21 protein-coding genes and 5 pseudogenes are annotated in these 18,371 nt (G+C 41.6%); 17 read left to right on the forward strand and 9 right to left on the reverse strand.

Annotation, left to right across the window (positions count from 1 at the left end):
- From H8S75_RS30750 to H8S75_RS30770, 5 genes are all read left to right on the forward strand, one after another.
- Positions 1 to 1,132, forward strand: a 1,132-nt coding sequence (locus tag H8S75_RS30750) for a hypothetical protein (protein ID WP_207729259.1), incomplete at its 5' end; no start/stop codon positions are given.
- Entirely contained in the window at positions 1,116 to 1,988 is an 873-nt protein-coding gene (locus tag H8S75_RS30755; protein ID WP_187024737.1) for a carbohydrate ABC transporter permease, read from the forward strand. The genes H8S75_RS30750 and H8S75_RS30755, both read left to right, overlap by 17 nt.
- The gene (locus H8S75_RS30760; protein WP_187024738.1) at positions 1,985 to 2,824 is read left to right on the forward strand and encodes a carbohydrate ABC transporter permease; all 840 of its coding nucleotides are present in this window, start codon (positions 1,985 to 1,987) and stop codon (positions 2,822 to 2,824) included. Before H8S75_RS30755 ends, H8S75_RS30760 begins: the two co-directional genes overlap by 4 nt.
- Positions 2,825 to 2,840: 16 nt before the next feature.
- Complete coding sequence (locus H8S75_RS30765; RefSeq protein WP_187024739.1) at positions 2,841 to 3,959, forward strand: ABC transporter ATP-binding protein; 1,119 nt, start codon at positions 2,841 to 2,843, stop codon at positions 3,957 to 3,959.
- A complete protein-coding gene (locus tag H8S75_RS30770) occupies positions 3,952 to 4,551 on the forward strand; it encodes a VanZ family protein (protein ID WP_187024751.1) in 600 nt (199 codons plus the stop codon). The genes H8S75_RS30765 and H8S75_RS30770 overlap by 8 nt, the downstream gene beginning before the upstream one ends.
- Here H8S75_RS30770 and H8S75_RS30775 read toward each other — a convergent pair.
- Positions 4,515 to 5,144 carry a hypothetical protein gene (locus tag H8S75_RS30775; RefSeq protein ID WP_187024740.1) on the reverse strand — a complete coding sequence of 210 codons (630 nt, stop codon included), beginning with the start codon at positions 5,142 to 5,144 and terminating at the stop codon, positions 4,515 to 4,517. The genes H8S75_RS30770 and H8S75_RS30775 overlap by 37 nt on opposite strands.
- A 411-nt stretch (positions 5,145 to 5,555) precedes the next feature.
- Between H8S75_RS30775 and H8S75_RS33495 the strand changes: the two are divergent.
- Positions 5,556 to 5,876 (forward strand): annotated as a pseudogene (locus tag H8S75_RS33495) (DUF6783 domain-containing protein); the annotation flags it as partial.
- Here H8S75_RS33495 and H8S75_RS33500 read toward each other — a convergent pair.
- On the reverse strand, positions 5,790 to 5,981 hold the full coding sequence (locus H8S75_RS33500; protein ID WP_349769022.1) for a DUF6783 domain-containing protein: 192 nt from the start codon (positions 5,979 to 5,981) through the stop codon (positions 5,790 to 5,792). The pseudogene H8S75_RS33495 and the gene H8S75_RS33500 overlap by 87 nt on opposite strands.
- 28 nt (positions 5,982 to 6,009) lie before the next feature.
- Between H8S75_RS33500 and H8S75_RS32935 the strand changes: the two genes are divergently transcribed.
- The 9 genes and pseudogenes from H8S75_RS32935 (at position 6,010) to H8S75_RS30810 (ending at position 12,967) form a co-directional block, all read left to right on the forward strand.
- Entirely contained in the window at positions 6,010 to 6,159 is a 150-nt protein-coding gene (locus H8S75_RS32935; protein WP_243270531.1) for an ATP-binding protein, read from the forward strand.
- Positions 6,146 to 6,814 (forward strand): AlbA family DNA-binding domain-containing protein, encoded by a 669-nt coding sequence (locus H8S75_RS32940; RefSeq protein WP_243270532.1) that lies wholly within the window; start codon positions 6,146 to 6,148, stop codon positions 6,812 to 6,814. The genes H8S75_RS32935 and H8S75_RS32940 overlap by 14 nt, the downstream gene beginning before the upstream one ends.
- 102 nt (positions 6,815 to 6,916) lie before the next feature.
- Positions 6,917 to 7,474, forward strand: a complete 558-nt coding sequence (locus tag H8S75_RS32945) for an ATP-binding protein (protein ID WP_349769020.1) — start codon at positions 6,917 to 6,919, stop codon at positions 7,472 to 7,474.
- 370 nt (positions 7,475 to 7,844) lie between these two features.
- Positions 7,845 to 8,123, forward strand: a pseudogene (locus tag H8S75_RS30785) (DEAD/DEAH box helicase family protein); the annotation flags it as partial.
- Between the two features lie 465 nt (positions 8,124 to 8,588).
- Positions 8,589 to 9,005: a DUF6075 family protein gene (locus tag H8S75_RS30790; protein WP_002591303.1), complete on the forward strand. Its 417-nt coding sequence runs from the start codon at positions 8,589 to 8,591 to the stop codon at positions 9,003 to 9,005.
- Positions 9,006 to 9,043: 38 nt separating this feature from the next.
- A complete protein-coding gene (locus H8S75_RS30795) occupies positions 9,044 to 9,841 on the forward strand; it encodes a ParA family protein (protein ID WP_002591304.1) in 798 nt (265 codons plus the stop codon).
- Complete coding sequence (locus H8S75_RS30800) at positions 9,819 to 10,712, forward strand: ParB/RepB/Spo0J family partition protein (protein WP_002591305.1); 894 nt, start codon at positions 9,819 to 9,821, stop codon at positions 10,710 to 10,712. Before H8S75_RS30795 ends, H8S75_RS30800 begins: the two co-directional genes overlap by 23 nt.
- A gap of 150 nt (positions 10,713 to 10,862) precedes the next feature.
- The gene (locus H8S75_RS30805; RefSeq protein WP_006773551.1) at positions 10,863 to 11,417 is read left to right on the forward strand and encodes a hypothetical protein; all 555 of its coding nucleotides are present in this window, start codon (positions 10,863 to 10,865) and stop codon (positions 11,415 to 11,417) included.
- Between the two features lie 308 nt (positions 11,418 to 11,725).
- The gene (locus H8S75_RS30810; protein ID WP_187024741.1) at positions 11,726 to 12,967 is read left to right on the forward strand and encodes an IS256 family transposase; all 1,242 of its coding nucleotides are present in this window, start codon (positions 11,726 to 11,728) and stop codon (positions 12,965 to 12,967) included.
- A 329-nt stretch (positions 12,968 to 13,296) separates the two neighbouring features.
- Here H8S75_RS30810 and H8S75_RS30815 read toward each other — a convergent pair.
- The 7 genes and pseudogenes from H8S75_RS30815 to H8S75_RS30845 form a co-directional block, all read right to left on the reverse strand.
- Positions 13,297 to 13,992 (reverse strand): annotated as a pseudogene (locus H8S75_RS30815) (site-specific integrase); the annotation flags it as partial.
- A gap of 11 nt (positions 13,993 to 14,003) precedes the next feature.
- Positions 14,004 to 14,861, reverse strand: a pseudogene (locus tag H8S75_RS30820) (ATP-binding protein); the annotation flags it as partial.
- A gap of 93 nt (positions 14,862 to 14,954) precedes the next feature.
- On the reverse strand, positions 14,955 to 15,557 hold the full coding sequence (locus H8S75_RS30825) for an alpha/beta hydrolase (RefSeq protein WP_187024742.1): 603 nt from the start codon (positions 15,555 to 15,557) through the stop codon (positions 14,955 to 14,957).
- A 28-nt stretch (positions 15,558 to 15,585) separates the two neighbouring features.
- On the reverse strand, positions 15,586 to 16,020 hold the full coding sequence (locus H8S75_RS30830) for a GNAT family N-acetyltransferase (protein ID WP_095905708.1): 435 nt from the start codon (positions 16,018 to 16,020) through the stop codon (positions 15,586 to 15,588).
- 81 nt (positions 16,021 to 16,101) lie between these two features.
- Positions 16,102 to 16,490 (reverse strand): annotated as a pseudogene (locus H8S75_RS30835) (YdcP family protein).
- Between the two features lie 15 nt (positions 16,491 to 16,505).
- Complete coding sequence (locus H8S75_RS33695; RefSeq protein ID WP_418886335.1) at positions 16,506 to 16,871, reverse strand: DUF961 family protein; 366 nt, start codon at positions 16,869 to 16,871, stop codon at positions 16,506 to 16,508.
- A complete protein-coding gene (locus H8S75_RS30845; protein WP_187024754.1) occupies positions 16,868 to 17,218 on the reverse strand; it encodes an IS5 family transposase in 351 nt (116 codons plus the stop codon). The genes H8S75_RS33695 and H8S75_RS30845 overlap by 4 nt, the downstream gene beginning before the upstream one ends.
- 332 nt (positions 17,219 to 17,550) lie before the next feature.
- Between H8S75_RS30845 and H8S75_RS30850 the strand changes: the two genes are divergently transcribed.
- Together H8S75_RS30850 and H8S75_RS30855 are read left to right on the forward strand one after the other, a co-directional pair.
- Positions 17,551 to 18,003: a hypothetical protein gene (locus H8S75_RS30850; protein WP_002591307.1), complete on the forward strand. Its 453-nt coding sequence runs from the start codon at positions 17,551 to 17,553 to the stop codon at positions 18,001 to 18,003.
- Positions 18,004 to 18,016: 13 nt separating this feature from the next.
- Positions 18,017 to 18,253 carry a hypothetical protein gene (locus H8S75_RS30855; RefSeq protein ID WP_148510522.1) on the forward strand — a complete coding sequence of 79 codons (237 nt, stop codon included), beginning with the start codon at positions 18,017 to 18,019 and terminating at the stop codon, positions 18,251 to 18,253.
- The last annotated feature ends 118 nt before the right edge of the window (positions 18,254 to 18,371 follow it).

The raw sequence follows: 18,371 nt of genomic DNA on the forward strand, positions 1-18,371 counted from the left end.
CACCAGTGTTAGCATTAAATGGGAAAAGGGCGGTGTCAGCCCCTCAGAGCTTATCAGGCAGCAGACGTATGCAAGGCAGGATGGAGCAGGAAACCAGCCGGAGGTCACCTTATGGCAGACATATCCGGAACAGGAGATAATGGCTTCAGATAAAAAGAAAATAAAGGCAGATATAGTTGCCGCTTTTGGAGACTGCGGCGATATTGTCTCCTCCATGATGACTGCCGGTGCGTATCCGGCCAGATCGGATGCCTCTGGCTGTGCCGTCAGTACCGGTCTGGCATTCTCTCTGTGGGGAAGTACCAATGTGATTGGGCTGCCGGTAAAGGCGGAAGGAAAGCAGTTCTATGTCCGCGGCATATTTGAGGAGGAAGAACCAAGGTTGTTCTTACAGGCACAGGCGGACTCGGAAGAACCCTTATCCAATATGCAGTTGACATTTACAGGTTCGGGAGCAGGGGAGAGGGCTAGTCAGTATCTCTCATCGGCAGGTTTTCCGGAGGGACGGATCCTTGACCTGACATTATTTGCATGGGCACTTGGCATGATACTCCGGCTTCCTGCAATTATTCTGGCATTTGGGATCCTTGGGCGCGTGATCGGGCATGGAAAAAGGCTTTGCCGTTATCCCCTTCTGTTGGCTGTTTATCTTTTAACCGCTTTCGGTATATGCGCCGTATTATGGTTTAGTATAGACCTGCCTGAGTTTCCTTCCGAGTTTATCCCCACAATGTGGTCTGATTTTGAGTTCTGGGGAAATCTGTTTCAGGAGCAGGGGAAAAATATGGTCTCCTGGCTGGCGGCCGGGCCTGTCTTTCGGGATATGGAGCTTTGGATCTCGTCATTTATGGCAGTGCTGCTTTCTGTGTGCGCCTCTGCCTTTACGGCAGCCGCAGCAATGCTGGTATCCATACGCTCTTACAAAAGAATGATTGTCTATTGTGCGGCATATACGCTGACACTTTGCCTGATTTCATTCAAGATAGCCTCTGCTCACAATATGACCTTTTGTAAAGCAATGTATCTTCTGCCATGTCTTTGGATATGTGTGGATTTTCTCTTTTACTGTCTGAAAGAAACGCTTGCCGCTGATGTTCGTGAAGGGAGGATTTTGGATGAGGAAAAAACGTGAATACAGTGTTCCGATCCGGGAACAAATAGTACCATGGCTGTTTTTGCTGCCGAGCCTGCTGTTCGTAAGTATTATGGTGCTGATTCCTATGCTGGACGCTCTGCGACGTTCCTTTTTCCTGGCTGCCAGTGACCGGTTTGTGGGATTTCAAAATTATCTGGCAGTACTGAAAAACCATGCGTTTAAGCTGGCGGCAGCCAATACAGCAAGATTTATCTTAGTCTGCATACCGCTTCTGTTACTCTTTTCCCTGGCTGTTTCTTTGATGCTGACCTCCTTCAGGGAAAAGCGCAGCATTTTCAAGACCTCGTTTCTTGTGCCCATGGCGATTCCCGTTGCTTCGATTGTTCTTTTGTGGCGGGTGATTTTTCATAAAAATGGACTTCTCAATGCATTCCTTGCACTTTGGGGGCTGGTTCCGGTTGACTGGATTGAAAGTAAGGCAGCCTTTGGTGTGTTGGTGTTTGCTTATCTGTGGAAGAATTTCGGATATGATATGGTGCTGTGGCTGTCAGGACTCAGCGCCATAAATCCGGCATTATATGAGGCGGCGCAGATAGACGGCGCCGGAAGCCTCCAGCGGTTTGTAAGGATTACACTCCCCAATCTAATGCCCACATTATTTACCATTACCGTGCTGTCGCTGCTCAATTCCTTTAAGGTGTTCAGGGAGGCTTACCTGATTGCGGGAGGTTATCCGGATGACAGTATTTACATGCTTCAGCATTTATTTAATAACTGGTACGGCAATCTGGATGTGGATAAAATGTGTGCCGGAGCTGTGATGATGGCAATTCTGGTATTTATTTTAATATTACTGCTGCAAAAAATTATGAACAGAGGAGATAGGATATGAAAAAATGGCTTCTTGGCGTGCCCCTTGTTTTGATTGCGGTCTTTATATGGCTGCCTCTTTGGCTGCTGATATCCGGTACCGTTATGGGAGGGGCAGAGTTGTCTGAAAATCTTGCGCCAGTCCTGGAAGGCAGGGGAGGAACGGCTGTATGGCCTGTAATTGCGCGTTATCCGACAGTGGCGGCATATGTGGAACTATTATTGGATACGCCCCAGTTTTTTACGGTATTCTGGAATTCCTGCAGGCAGGTTTTTCCAATCATACTTGGTCATGTCCTTTTGGGCGCACCTGCGGCATGGGCATTTGCTAAGTTTCACTTTCGCGGAAAAAAGATACTCTATACTTTGTATATTGTCCTGATGCTGATGCCTTTTCAGGTGACCATGGTTTCCAGCTATCTTGTCCTGAATAAGCTGGGCCTGATTGATACCGTATGGGCGGTCATACTGCCCGGTGCGGCGTCAACGCTTCCGGTATTCATAATGACACGTTTTTTTATGGACATACCGGAGGCGGTCATGGAGGCGGCAGCCGTGGATGGGGCATCCTCATTTCAGACATTTTTACGATTTGGGCTTCCGCTTGGCGCGCCGGGAATCCTGTCGGCTGTGGTATTAGGATTTTTGGAATACTGGAACGCAATAGAGGCGCCTCAGGCATTTTTAAAAACCCAGGCGCTCTGGCCGCTTTCATTGTATATGTCAAATATCACAGCGGATAACGCCGGGGTATCATTGATCGCGTCACTGATTACACTGATGCCTCCTCTATTGATATTCCTGTTCGGGCAGAAATATCTGGAGCAGGGCATTATATCTTCCGGAATGAAAGATTAACACAGGGGATTAATAAATGGAAAACAGGAATTTTGCAGGCGATCTGCAGATAAGCAAAGTGAATAAATGGTATCCTGGAGATGTTCATGCTGTTAAGGATATGGATATGGAAATAAAGAGAGGGGAATTTATTGTATTTGTAGGCCCTTCCGGCTGCGGAAAGACAACGCTGCTGCGCATGATTGCAGGACTTGAGAGTATAAGCAGCGGCGAGGTCGTTATGGATGGCAGGATTGTGAACAAGGTTCCGCCAAAGAACCGCGATATTGCCATGGTATTTCAAAATTACGCTCTTTATCCCAATATGAAAGTAAAAGATAATATCGCCTTTCCCCTTAAAATGCAGCACATCGGCAAAACGGAAATCGAGAGAAGGGCAGCAGAATTGGCGCAAAAGCTGGAGCTGGAGACTCTGCTTGAAAGGAAGCCGGGGGCCTTGTCCGGCGGTCAGCGCCAGCGTGTTGCCCTTGCGCGGGCCATGATAAGAAAACCTGGACTTTTTCTCATGGATGAACCGTTAGCTAATCTGGATGCGAAGCTCCGCACAGAAATGCGCCGGGAGATTATAACGCTCCAACGGGAACTGGGCGTAACCACCATATATGTTACCCATGATCAGACGGAGGCAATGACGATGGGGACGCGCATCGCCGTAATAAATGGCGGTGTTTTACAGCAGTTTGGAACACCGCAGGAAATATATAGAAATCCGGCGAATCTGTTTGTAGCAGGGTTCATAGGATCACCCAATATGAATCTATGGGACACAAAGCTTGTTACATACCAGGGACAGCATTATCTGACTTTGGGAAATACCCATATTCCCATTGATGTGAGCAATTTGCCCGCAGATGGTTTACGGGAGCCATTAAAGGCCGGTATTCGCCCGGAACACATTGTGCCGGCTGCACCGGACGAGCCTCATGCAGTAAGGATGAAAATCAATATTCTGGAAAATACCGGGCGTGAAGCAGCAGTTTTCCTTACAGGGGCTGACATGCCGAATCTTACAGTGGTGACGGATGCAGATTTTTCCGGTCAGGTTGGGCAGGAGGTATATATTCGGCTTAAGCCGGAAAAGATACATCTATTTAATATAGAGACAGGAAGTGCATATGGAAATGCTTATGGATAGAATATTAATAACAAGTAAAGAAGTTACCGCTGCATCAATCATACTCGTACCTATACTATTTTTATATCATAAAATATTTTTCCACGACATAAAAAAGACGGCTGCCTATATATTTTTTTCATTATATCTGGCTGCAATATGCTTTTTGGTGGGATTTCCCAATATAACAGGGATGAGAATCGTTTTTTCTCATAACTTTATTCCTCTGCGTGGGATGTTGACCGATATTACAAATAGCTATCTGAATATTTTACTTTTTGTCCCATTGGGCATATTTGCCCCCTGTTTATGGCGCGATTATAGAAGTATGATGAAAACGGTGCGTTTGGGCGTGCTTACCTCCCTGGTAATTGAGATATCACAGATATTTACCATTAGGGCAACCGATATCAATGACGTGATAACGAATGCGGCAGGAACAATGATAGGATATTTAACAGGCAGATTGATTATGAAACGGATTCCTCAATTAGACCGGCTTGGCTGTACGGAATGTGAGTTATATCTTTTATATGCAACGGTTGGCGCAGTAATGTTTTTTTTCCAGCCGTTTATTCAGTCTGTATTAGGTAATTTTTCTTTCAGGATATAATTAACACTGTTACCTGTTAATGGATCGCTGCCGATGGTGATTAAAGGTGTGCTGCAGGCCAGCCATTTATCATAGATAGCCTTAAAGTTTTTAGTTTTGTTTAATAAATCCAGTTTTTTATCCTTTGATATATGAATCGAATCATATGGCAGTTTCTGTGTCTCTAGTATTTCTTTCTGGCCCTTTTGATCAAAAGAAAAGACTTCCAGGTGGTAATTTCCTATGCCATTCCATATCTCAGGAGTGTATTGTAGGATATAGTCTTTATCGTCAACAACAGTTAAATAGTACCAACGCCATCCGGCATGGTTATCAGAGGCACTGTCTTTATATATCACGACAGGCTTACCATCTGTTATCGTGTATACTTCCAGTGTGATTTCCAGGGCGTCCTGGCTTATAACGAGCATATCATCATTACCATCATGTGTTAAATCGACTATTAGATTTACTGCAATATTTTCTTCTGGATAGCGAGATAAAATATCTTTGAAAAAGTCGCGATGGCCGTTTTTCTGTCCAACAAAAAAACAGACTAAACCTAAAAGCAGTATACTTATAAAAATTGGAAGTTTGAATTTAGTTTTTTTCATTTTTCCCCTCTTGTTTCGAAATTTAAAGTTGCTTTCATATTATACTTTATTTGAAAATAGAGCAACCAGTTTATGATTGATTGTTTCTCAGGTGTCCGATTATCTATGTGCTGTATGCGAAAGAACTTATCACCTTAGATATATATGGCGATAACCGAAAAATCATTGCTGACTGTGTGGATGATATTCCCCCCTTTATAGATGATGTGTTTCCAGTAAAGGAGACCGGCTTGCTTCTTGAACAGGAACTATTGGAAATTTCGGTTTTGGCAGAGGATTACTTTCCAGATTGATTAGTGAATTTTTTTAGAAAAATTCTGCACGTTTAGAACTTCTTATGCCCGAAATCGGAACTGGAAAGGCTGAGGAAGCCTGCCCGGCCGAACCGGACTGCGGTGCCCCTGGTGGGGAATGAACTGTAACTTTAGGCGCGAGGAAAGAACAAATGTTCATTCTTGTGCCTATACTTTTTTCATAGGCTATGTTATAATTTTGGTGACCTTTGGTATTACTAATTCTACCAGGTTTTATCTGGTGTTGCGGTGTCAAAAAAATAGCGTTTTAGTGACCAGCATTCGTAAAATAGCAAAAGTACTTTTTAATTCATTGTCGCCAGCCCCACTTCGCGGTATATTGAGCCCCAATTCAGTCAGCGTAGCCCACTACGCCTCCTTCATTGGGGCCCAATCTCCCACAAAGTGTGACGTACAGCTGACGAAAAGCAATTTTCAGACACGCTCTAGAATTTCCGAACCATTGATTCGGAAATTGGAAAATGAAAAATTTAAATTGGCTACACGCGTGTAGCCAATTCAAAAGAGGATGATGTAACGACATATCAGGATATTTGAAGGAGGGAAAACTTATGGCAATACCAACAAATATAAAAACATTATTATCAGGAGAGGTTGTTGAATGGGCAAGAATCGAATTTAAAGAAACATGGAATGCAGAAGCCTCTCTGAGATCGGTATGCGCATTTGCAAATGATCTGGATAACTGTGCCGGCAGATAAAATTGATGCCTGTCAAAAAAATATTTTGGCAAAATGTAAGCTGATTCGACCTGCATATATGCCAATAGTTGAAGTCACGGATTATGAAAACAAGAAATTTATTGTTCTTTGGTGTCCGGGTGGAGACAACAGACCATATTCAGCTCCGAAAACGATGGCGAAAGATAATAAAGAACGCATTCATTATATACGTAAAATGTCTAATACAGTAGAGCCATCGGATGACGAAGAAAAAGATCTGTTCAATTTAGCAAATCGGATTCCGTTTGATGATCGTGTAAATCACCAGGCAGAGATATCGGACATAAATATTACACTTATTCAGAATTATTTAAAGGAAGTTAAAAGCTCACTGTATGAAAAATCAAAAACGGGAGATTTTGTTGAAGTATGTAGTGATATGAACATTATTAGCAATCTTCCGGAATATACGAAGCCTAAGAATGTAGGATTGATGTTTTTCAGTATGGAGCCAGATAAATTTTTTCCATACACACAGATAGATGTTGTACAGTTTCCGGAGGGATTAGGTGGCAATAATATTATTGAACAGACTTTTAAAGGGCCGATACAGCAGCAACTTAGAGATGCCTTGCAGTATATCAGAAATACCATTATTACCGAGAAGGTAGTAAAACACCCAGATCGTGCATAGGCAGACCGCTTTTTTAATTATCCGTTCGCTGCGATAGAGGAGGCCCTGTCTAATGCGGTATATCATCGTGCTTATGATGAAAGAGAGCCAATTGAAGTTCGAGTGGAGAATGACAGGATAGAGATATTAAGTTTTCCGGGACCGGATCGTTCTGTAACAATGGAAGGATTAAAATCTTATCGCGTATCAAATCGTCGGTATCGGAACCGCAGGATAGGGGATTTCCTGAAAGAACTGCATTTGACTGAGGGAAGGAATACAGGATTTAAGAAAATTCTTGATTCATTAGAAGCAAATGGGCCGCCGAAACCAGAGTTTGAAACAGATGAAGCACGCAGTTACTTTATCACAAGACTATTTATCCATGAGGGATTTTGGAATACAAAATATGAGGACGAAAATGTGTCAACCCCAAATTCAACCTCATCAACCCCAAATTCAACCCCATCGCACACATTGTTGGAGGATTTGCGTGGATTATCATTGAGAGAGCAGATTTTGGTACTCATAAAGAAAAATTCTTCAATTTCCAAAAAGAAAATGACTGAAATACTGGGAGTTTCGATGTATGCGCTGAAAAAGGAACTGGCGGCGATGAGCGAAGAACATGTGGCTGAATTTGTTGGATTTAGTCGGAGTGGTAAGTGGATTGTGCATTAGTTGAGTTAATGAAAAATATCATACAAGGTAAGTGTAATGTGTTTGTTGACACTTTCATATCTGGTTTGACATACAGTGAAAAATTGGATGAAATTTAATTTTGAAATTGGGAAATTGAAAGAGATATTCCTAAATTAGTATTAGCACTTTATGATGAAACCAGCGCTGGAAAAACAAATCAGGAAATGGAAATATCTTTACAATGCTTAGATATTTGGGATTAATTGTTTGAAAAGCAAATAAGTAATACAGGAATATTAAGCAAAAAAATGATGGAGTTATAAAACATAGTATATTCATGTGTTGAAGTTAAGCTGAGGAAATACAGGTGTTAATTTAATGTTTATTAATTATAAAGGAGAGATCTTTCATGGATCATTTTGAATTAGTATCAGAATACGCACCAACCGGCGACCAACCCCAGGCCATCGCTGAGTTGGTAAAAGGTTTTCAAGAAGGCAACCAATTCCAGACTTTATTAGGGGTTACGGGTTCTGGCAAGACCTTCACCATGGCCAACGTCATTCAGGCGTTAAACAAGCCAACCTTAATTATTGCCCATAACAAGACACTGGCAGCCCAGTTGTACGGTGAATTCAAAGAATTTTTCCCAAACAACGCGGTGGAGTACTTCGTCTCCTACTACGAAAAACAAAACAAACCACTACTGATTGATTATGATTGGTGATAAATATACTATATATTGTGTTCTGCGTGGAGCGTATGGACGAGATAATGCCATATGGGCAGTATGGATTGGTGACCTTCATTCGTAAAGGAGCGGTTCGAAGTTACTCAATACGTAGTGGAGAAGTAAGTTGAATATACCAGAAATTAAGTATTATCATAACAGAATAAATTGTTGATTTGAAAAAGATGTTTCCACATGTGGAGATGTCTTTTTATTTTATTCAAAGAAAAGGAGATGCACATACGATGCGGATATAAAGATAGGTTGTATTAAGTAGTGACATAATAAAGAAATATTTAGAAATGCCCTTGAATGGATGAAGACTCATATTTTAGAGTTATTATAGCAGATATTCTATTTCAGAAAGCGAGCAGAGAATTTGATACTTATGTTTTATTTTATTAAAAGAAAGGAGATATACCGATGAGAGAGGGTATGGCTAATGTGATTTTTAAGAGTGCGGCCCATAGGGACTTTTTTGAAAGATATTTGTCTCAATGCAGGTACCAAGATGCCTACCATGCCGCATTAATCTATTGTCTGGGAATCAGCGAGGATACAAGACGTAATGCAGCCAGGATTTATGATTTTAAATCTGGTTGCGTTAAAACAGAATGCCTGCATGAGGGGTGGCAGACTTCTGGCAGCCAGCACATTATAAGAATGGCATATAATCTCTACTGCAACGGTACTCCCAGCGTATCTGATTGTGAGAACTCAGACGATCAGTTATCTGAATGCAGAAAATATACGGTCGAAGATTTATTTTGTTGTGGCTATGCACCGTATTTTTGGCAGGCAGTGAAACTCAGATATCCGGAGTATTGTGGCTGTGCATGATGTGTTGCAGATTCTATAGAGAACAAAAGGAGAATATCATGAACAAAATAATAGCGATAGCAAATCAAAAAGGTGGAGTCGGCAAAACGACTACATGCGTAAATTTAGGCATTGGATTGGTGAGAAAGGGGAAAAAGGTTCTTTTAATCGATGCAGATGCACAGGGAAATTTGGCAGCCTGTTTAGGAATTGGTGAGCCGGACAACCTGGAGGTAACACTGGTAAATATTTTGGCGAAGGTGGTGAATGATGAACCTCTGGATGTGACAGAGGGAATTCTTCACCACGAGGAGGGTGTGGATTTTCTTCCTGCAAATATAGAACTTGCCGGACTTGAAACAACGCTGGTGAACGTTATGAGCAGGGAGACGGTCCTTCGTCAGTATGTAGACGAGATAAAGGACCGATATGATTACATATTGATTGACTGCATGCCATCTTTAGGAATGATGACAATTAATTCTCTTGTTGCGGCCGGCAGTGTTCTGATACCGGTAGAAGCGGCCTATCTGCCTACAAAGGGGTTACAGCAGCTTATAAAAACGATTGGCCGGGTCCACCGGCAGCTGAACCCGGAACTTGGAATTGAAGGAATATTGCTGACAAAGGTAGACCGACGGACCAACTTTGCAAGAGATATTTCAGACAAGCTGAGAATGGCATATGGCGGTCAAATTCATATCTTTGAAAACTGTATTCCATTGTCGGTAAGAGCAGTAGAGACAAGTGCGGAAGGGAAAAGTATTTTTTTGCATGATCCAAAGGGGATTGTTGCTGATGGATATGCAGCTCTGACGGAGGAGGTGCTTGCTTATGGGAAGCCGCAGTGCGAATAAGGTGAAATTCACCTCTTATAATGACTTGTTTGGTAACGAATCAATAGAACAAAGCGCTGAAGGCCAGGTCATACATCTATCTCTTGATATCCTTCATTCCTTCAAAAATCATCCGTTTCGCGTCCTTGATGATGAAAAGATGATGGAAACCGTTGATAGTGTGAGAAAATACGGGGTTCTGATTCCTGGAGTTGTCCGAAAAGATAAGCAGGGAGGATATGAAATAGTTGCAGGCCATAGAAGAAAGCGGGCCTGTGAACTGGCTGGATATCAGGATATGCCTGTTATAGTCCGGGACTTGAATGATGATGAAGCCACTATCATTATGGTTGATTCCAATATTCAGAGAGAAGATCTCCTGCCATCAGAAAAAGCAAAGGCTTATCGGATGAAAATGGAGGCATTAAGCCATCAGGGAGTCAAAGGAGAAGAGTATACCGCTGATTTAATAGGTAAAGGCGCGAAGAAAACAGGAAGAACAGTGCAACGGTATGTGCGCCTGACTTATTTGTTGCCAGAACTTTTAGAATATGTGGACTTGAAAAAACTCTTGCTGATACCCGCAGAAAAGTTATCATTTATTACTGCTGAAGAACAGGGGTGGGTACTGGGAGTAATTTTAGATAAACGTCTTTTTCCTAATGAGATACAGGCAGAGGCCTTAAAGGATGAAAGCAAAGCAGGGACTTTAAATAAAAAAAGAGTGACAGAAATATTGATTTCGGACTCTAAGATGCCCAGTATGCCGAAGATTACATTATCCCCTAAGAAACTAAGGGATTATTTTCCGAAGGAATATACAAAAGGGCAGATTGAAGCTGTAATATATGACTTACTGGAGTCTTGGAGGGATAGTCACAAAGTCGGTTAATCTAATACATGGAGACTTTGCGAAAGAATGTCATAAAGTCACTTATCTGCACTTTGCGAAAGAATGTCGCAAAGTGGCCAGCCATTAGAATTATTCTCCAAAGCAAATATATTTACCAAAATGTAGAAGATATAAAGGAGGATAAATATAATGGGTAAAAGTGGAGTTATAACGATTGAAAGTAAAGATAATCAGGTATATCATGATGTTGCTGTATTATTTAAAATTTATCGTTCTGTTTCCTGGCGTATGCAAGTGCAGATTGGACAAGTGAAACATCGGTTTCAAAAAGAGTATGGGACGGATGTGGATCAATTTTTAGAGTCAATATATCAGGCTGGCATGGATATAAATGATGATGAAGCAAATATTAAATCCAGAGTGGAAGCAATCAACAGTTCCAACAAATTTTTAAAATTGATTGATGAGGCTGTAGAGCTTATGAGAAAATACCATCCGCAGGGAGAACGATATTATTGGATTCTATATTATACTTATATGTCTGCCTATCAGCCAAACAATATAACAGAGATTATAAATAAGTTGGAACCCCATTTGTCTCAGAATGTGCGTATAAATCGAAGTACCTACTTTCGGTGGAGAGAAAGTGCTCTAAAAGCCGTGGAAGGTATTCTGTGGGGTTACGAGATGGAAAGTCGAATGCTATTAGAACATTATCGTGATACATGGGTAATAGACGTGTAATATCCTTTTTAATATGTTTATAAGAGAGGTGAGTTAAGTTGTTTGAGAATAGGGACACATGTAGAAAGATTATACAAGAGAAAAGTTTATTATCATTATTTGATATGATTACGCAGGAAGAAGAGATGATGCTCAGTGAGAGAGCTGGAGGGACGATTAATTTGCAAAACAATGTTACAAAGCAGTTATCAAGTGGGGAGTTTTTTAAACTCAAAAACTCATAAGAAGAGTCTGTGAAAGTTTTTCTGTAATTAAAGATTTATAAGGTCTTCTATGATAAAATAAAAATCATAGGAGGCCTTTTTATTATGGCAAGAGAAAAGAAATCTGTACACAAAGTGCAAATGACGGATGGAAAGCGAAACATCATCCGGCAGCTTCTTGAGGAGTATGAGATTGAATCTGCCCAGGACATTCAGGATGCCCTCAAAGATCTACTGGGCGGTACCATCAAAGAGATGATGGAATCCGAGATGGACGAGCATCTTGGCTATCGCAAGTCAGAACGTTCCGATTGCGATGACTATCGCAATGGCTATAAAACCAAACAGGTGAATAGCAGCTATGGAAGCATGAAAGTCGAAGTCCCACAGGACCGTAACTCCACCTTTGAACCACAGGTGGTAAAGAAACGCCAGAAAGATATCTCTGATATCGATCAGAAGATCATATCCATGTACGCTAAAGGGATGACAACACGGCAGATCTCGGAAACACTGGAGGATATCTACGGCTTCGAGGCCTCCGAAGGCTTCATTTCGGATGTGACGGATAAGCTTCTGCCCCAGATTGAAGACTGGCAGAACCGCCCCCTTTCCGATGTCTATCCGGTGCTTTATATCGATGCAATCCATTATTCTGTACGGGATAACGGCGTGATCCGTAAGCTGGCGGCCTATGTTGTACTGGGGATTAATTCAGATGGTTTAAAAGAGGTTCTGACTATCGAGGTTGGCGAAAATGAGAGTGCCAAGTACTGGCTTTCCGTTCTGAACGGTTTAAAAAACCGTGGAGTAAAAGACATCCTGCTCCTCTGTGCCGATGGACTGACAGGGATAAAGGAAGCGATAGCCGCTGCCTTTCCAAAGACAGAATACCAGAGGTGCATTGTCCATCAGGTGCGGAATACGTTAAAATACGTATCAGACAAGGACCGTAAGCTCTTTGCGGCAGATCTCAAAACGATTTACCAGGCGCCAACAGAAGAGAAGGCATTAGAAGCCTTGGAGCGGGGCACAAAAAAATGGTCAGAAAAGTACCCGAATTCCATGAAAAGCTGGCACCAGAACTGGGACGCGATCGTCCCCATCTTTAAGTTTTCAACGACTGTACGCAAGGTTATATATACCACGAACGCAATCGAAAGCCTGAACGCCACATACCGGAAGCTGAATCGTCAGAGGAGCGTGTTTCCAAGCGATACAGCCCTTTTAAAAGCGCTGTACTTGTCAACATTTGAAGCAACAAAGAAGTGGACGATGCCAATCCGGAACTGGGGCCAGGTATATGGGGAACTGAGCCTCATGTATGAGGGCCGACTGCCGATGTAAGAGAATCCAGGACCGTTCAAACCAGGCGGGAATCCGCCTGGTCTTGACATATGCAGTATTGTGCGGTATATATAAACCAAGGGCTGAACGCTCATAGAGAAGCTTTCAGCCCTGCCATTATCATAGAAGAGCTGCTTTTACAGAGATTTCTTCACACACTCCATAAGAATTTTGATTATCTTTTCAAATGTTGTCAAACGTCGGTATAGCCTGTATTTACAGGCTTTTTCGACGTTTTCTTTTCGGAAGATACATTGCATAAGCTGGCATATCCATGTATGACTTTGCTTTCAAAAGTAGTAAAAGTGTAGTAAATTCAGCTTTTACTACTATGCAGACAACCGTTCTATTTCAGCCTTTGCAGAAATGAATGAACCATGTGCATAATAGCCAAGTGTCATGGTTATGTTGGAATGTCCCATGATGTACTGTAAGGTATTCGGGTTCATTCCTCTGTCCATGTTGGTACAGAACGTATGTCTGAAAGTATGTGGGGTCACATTCGATAACCTGTCCTCATGTATCTTGTTGTACTTTTTAATCAGCCCTTTAACCATACCCTCATAATTACCTGCTACCTTTGGCAAGCCCTCACGGTTGAGAAACAAGAAACTGCTGTAACCGTCAATCACGATTGGCTCTGCTTTCCTGCGGTTCTTGCTAATGCGTCTAAACGCTTGATAAACCTTGTCGCTCATGGGAAGCTGGCGTATACCGCTGTTTGTTTTAGGCGGTTCAGTGTAGTACCCGACTTCTGTATCTCTCAAAAACTGGTGGTCTACATTGATTGACCTATTTTGGAAATCCAAGTCTTTGACAGTCAGTCCACATAATTCTGAAACACGAATCCCCGTTTCCAACAGAATAATGATTTCATCACGATACTTTTCATAAACCTTGTCACTTTCCATAAAAGACAGCAGGTTTGCTTCCTGTTCTGGGGTTAAAGCAATCTTAGGTTCTGTATCATCTTCCAGAACATCACTTAATTTGAAGTCAAAAGGGTTCTTTCTGATACAATCGTCCTATATCGCCACATATCTTCCTTTTTGTAGTAGACCTTATCCATGACCGTTCCCAAGTCCGCAAGGTCAGCGTTCTTCGGGTCGAGGATATACAAGACGGCATTTGTCCGCAACAGGGCTTCAATGATAGTCAATATAAAGTACGTCTTACCGCCACCAGTTCCACCACACACTAAGGCATGAGGGCGAGCGTCATACTCCCAGACAAGGTTTTTCATCAAGCGCAAGCCCCCGTTTTCTGCCTGTACGTCCTCTATGGAAATGCGGTTTGCTATCATGTCATACAATAGCGTGTATTCCACGTAGCCGTCATACAACAGTTTGTCGGTCAGCTCACAGTACAGACCGCTTTCCAGCTTATCTTCCAACTGTAAAAGCTGGTTTTGATATTTCCCCAGAGTGATTTCACATTGGATATGAAGCAAGCCTTTTTCCATGCGATAATACATACGGGGAAAGTAGCTGATTTTCTCTTTTGACTTGCTAGATTGCAGGTCAGTGAAAAAGCTATTTCCCTGTATTGTCACTGCTTCATACCAGCCATTTTCCAAGACCATACGTGCCAGCTTTTGACGGTGTATGAGTTGTTTATATCGGTCATAGCAGAAGCGGTAATACAGAAAAGCGACCAGTACACAGATACCAGTCGCCACGATAATAGTTACGAAGTTGTAGGGGGATAGCGTGAACGCCAACCCGTCATTGCTGATTAGGCTAAATTTGTCCCAATCGGTACGCATGAGCTGTCCCATGTTCAAAAGCAGTATGACCGCTACGAACAGGAACAGGAGCATGCCGCCACAGAAACGGTACACAAGTGACTTGTCGCTGGCTCTGATACGCTTTCCCTTATATTTGTAAAATGCCATAAGCCCCCCCTTTTTCTAGGTATGAAAAAAGCAGTCAATCATATAGACTAACTGCTTGTGGTATTGAATATGAAGTTATAGGCAAACTGGAATTTATCCTATTGCCTTTTTCATCCAACTATCTAAAAAGGCAAGTTGTTCATCTGTATGAAACCAATGCTCCCCATTTTCCATTACAGTAAGATGTGTATTGTGATTACTAATAAATTCATTTACTGTTTGGCGAGATACGAGGTTATCATTTCCTGCAAATAGAATTTCTGTGGGAACATTCCATATTATAGGATTTTCCCTAACAAAGCATAAATATTTCCATGATAATGTTTCCCCAAAATCCGTAGGGATTTCTCCCTTCTCACGCAAATCCTTCTCTGATACATTTGCCCAACTCATCATGTCAAGTATAAGATGTTCCATGTCAAGTACAGGCGATATAAATAAAGCCTTTGCAATATTACAATTTTGCAATGTGTGCATTGCAAAATAAGCGCCTATACTGTTTGCAATCAAATAAATACAGTCGTATCTTCCACAAACCTTGTCATAAACCGATTGAATTTGATTTTGCACAATCCACGGGAGATAGTCATTGTACTCTATGCCAATCATATCAAAATCCGAACAATTTTTCTTGTATTGTTCAGCTTCCAAATGGCTTCCACCTTTTCCATGAATATATAAGATTACTTTTTCCATAATATCACCTCTACAAAAAAAATCCGATTTAACGCTCATATTTCATAGGTGTGTATCTCATACCATCAGATACTTGTTCAATGTCCAAATCCACAAAGCCCAACTTATGATAGACAGGAACTGCATACGGAGAAGAATTAACAGTAATGGCTTTACTTTGACTATTTTCACAAAGATATTCCCAAAGTTTTCTACCAATACCTTGTCTATGGTACTGGGCTTTAACGAAGAAACAACAAATATGTTTTCGGTTATCATTTGTAGCAATAACACCTTTTAATTCTTTATTATCGTATGCTCCCCAAAATTCTAAAGTTTTAATTATTTCTTTATTATCTATAAAATCTTTAAATGACTGAATACCTTCCTCTGAATAATCGGGAGCTTCAAATCGTAGAAATGTTGACCAAATCAGGTCAATGGCAAAATCAAATTGGGTTTCATCTATTTTTTTAATTTCCATACAAAGCACCTCGCTAAATTCTAATTTATAGGGATATTATACAGCTATTCAACACCACTAGCAACTTAAAACAGTAGTTGTTTATTTTTTGCCTTGTAACTGCTGATTATTATGGTTCTGTGGATTTCCTACTGGCTGTGCTGGTCTGCCTTTCAAGACAATATCATCTGCCTTAATGAACCAGTCCACGTCTGCCCCTTGAAAGGTGGCATTTGCTACGGTGTCCGCAACAGGATTGATAAGTTCAACCTCTGCGTTGTAGTCAAATTACTTTAGCGGAACAGTGGCAGGAATGGACACCTGTATCATACGTCCCTGTCCACGGCATTTAAGGTCATAGGTTCTTTCCTTGATTTCTTCGCTTACTGTGCCGCCCTCATTCTGGATATGCACCTCACGTCTTAATGCCGAAAACTTCAACTGTCCGAATGTCTTTTTTTTTCAATTACGATACCGTTTGCTAATCTCATATACTTTAGCCCTCCTTATTTATTCTCTGCTGGTAACATATCATCTGCCAGCAGGATATAGTTTGTAAACCCTCTTGTGTCAATCTTGTACCCCTCTGCGGTAATGCGTGGGTTAATCAGCTTCACTTTCTGCTCTGGCTGGAAGTGTTTTTCCCCAGCTTCAGCAGGAAGCACCACGATAATATCAATCAGACGATTACTGTCATATCCTCGATCCGCCAGGACCTGGCTGCCGTTCAGGTTGATTTGTTCCAACAGCGGGATTGCCATATTGATATCGTTCCTTTGCCCTTCACTCAACCGTAAATAAATTGGGTATCCATAAGCATCTACGATTGCATGGATTTTTGTACTTGCTCCACCCCGGCTATGGCCAATCAGACTTGCTGGCCCCCTTTTTTAGCTCCGGCACTATGCTGATGAGCTTTTACAATGGAGGCATCCAGACTAAGCTCCTCTAATTCGGCCTCGAGACTGAGTACACGGAAGATATTGTCCAGAAAACCATCCTCAATCCATTTACGGAACCGGCTATAGACAGTCTCCCAAGGGCCATAACGCTCTGGGAGATCACGCCAGGGAGCGCCACTGCGCGCAATCCAGACCATAGCATTGAGCATCGTCCGGTTATCCTTGGATGGACGGCCAGGCCGGTTCGGTTTTTCAGGAGGAAGTAAGGGTGCAATCCGGTTCCATTCTTGGTCAGTCAGTTCATATCGCTTCAACATAACGAACACCCCTTTTTCTTTTATTTTTTAGATAAAAAACAAAAGCACATCATATATTGCGAATGAATATTGACACATACAATATGTAGTGATAAAATAATGGTGTATTGATTTATGTAGTACTTGAATAAGTAACACATAAAAGTTTGTTCTTTCTGCATTGAAGGAAGCAATCAGAGCATCAGTTTGTTCTGGGTGTTTTAAATTTATTAAGCTATAGAATGGCGCTCATTTTTAGAAAAATGTAGCGTCTTTTTTTGTGCAGAAAAAAGCAACAATACAGAAGGAGGATAGCGATTAGGAATCAGAGCTTAATTCAAAGGAGGAATCAAATGAAACGTGACAAATTTAAGAAAATGAAACTTGATATCCAGACACTTGAACCAGTGAGCCATCCAGATAACTGTGTTTTACTACTAAGCGAAGTTAAGATGGAAAATCCAGAACCAATGGAATTGTCAATCGGTCAGGCAATGCAGAAAAAAAGCTGGATGCCTGACGGAACAATATTAGTTGGACTGGAGGCCAAAGGTATCAGGACAGAAGATGAGAAACTGAGGAATTTAGGCACCAGCAAGCAGGCGGAGATTCTGGATTATAATTTTTTTCGTTCCAGGTTGCCAAAAACAGTGATTACGGAAGTGAAAGCAGAACTATTAGACTTCCGCTTAAGAAAGACTATCCCCTTTTCAGTTAAAAAGCTGGAATTTGCTTTTGGTAACGGAAAAAAGGTGGATTATACTGACAAGGTGAGTGTATTATCGTTGGATCAGTTAGCCAGTTGAGAAGGAGGCTGCTATGATGAAGAATAATTTGCAGGCAAAAAGAATCGTGATAACCGCAGGAGACGTACAGTTACCAATTAAAGTGGGTGAAGAAGTATGCTATCGATATGATGGTCATCTAATGTGGACGGATAGGGTACATCGCATTCTGGAGGTTGCGGCGGATTATGTACGGATTGAGACTACCTCCTACTACTATACAATCGAAAGAAATGGCAGAGAGTGTGGGCAGTTAAAAGGTGCGGCTTAAGCAAGATCAAAAAAGAGATAAGAAAGGGACTATATTGGGACCGAACATGCATTGACTTGAGATTTCAAAGTTTTTATAATGATATCATCAGTTTTTATGCATGGGAATATTTCCGTGG

The sequence above is a fragment of the Hungatella hominis genome (assembly GCF_014288005.1).
In the GTDB taxonomy this organism is placed as follows: Bacteria; Bacillota; Clostridia; order Lachnospirales; family Lachnospiraceae; genus Hungatella; species Hungatella effluvii.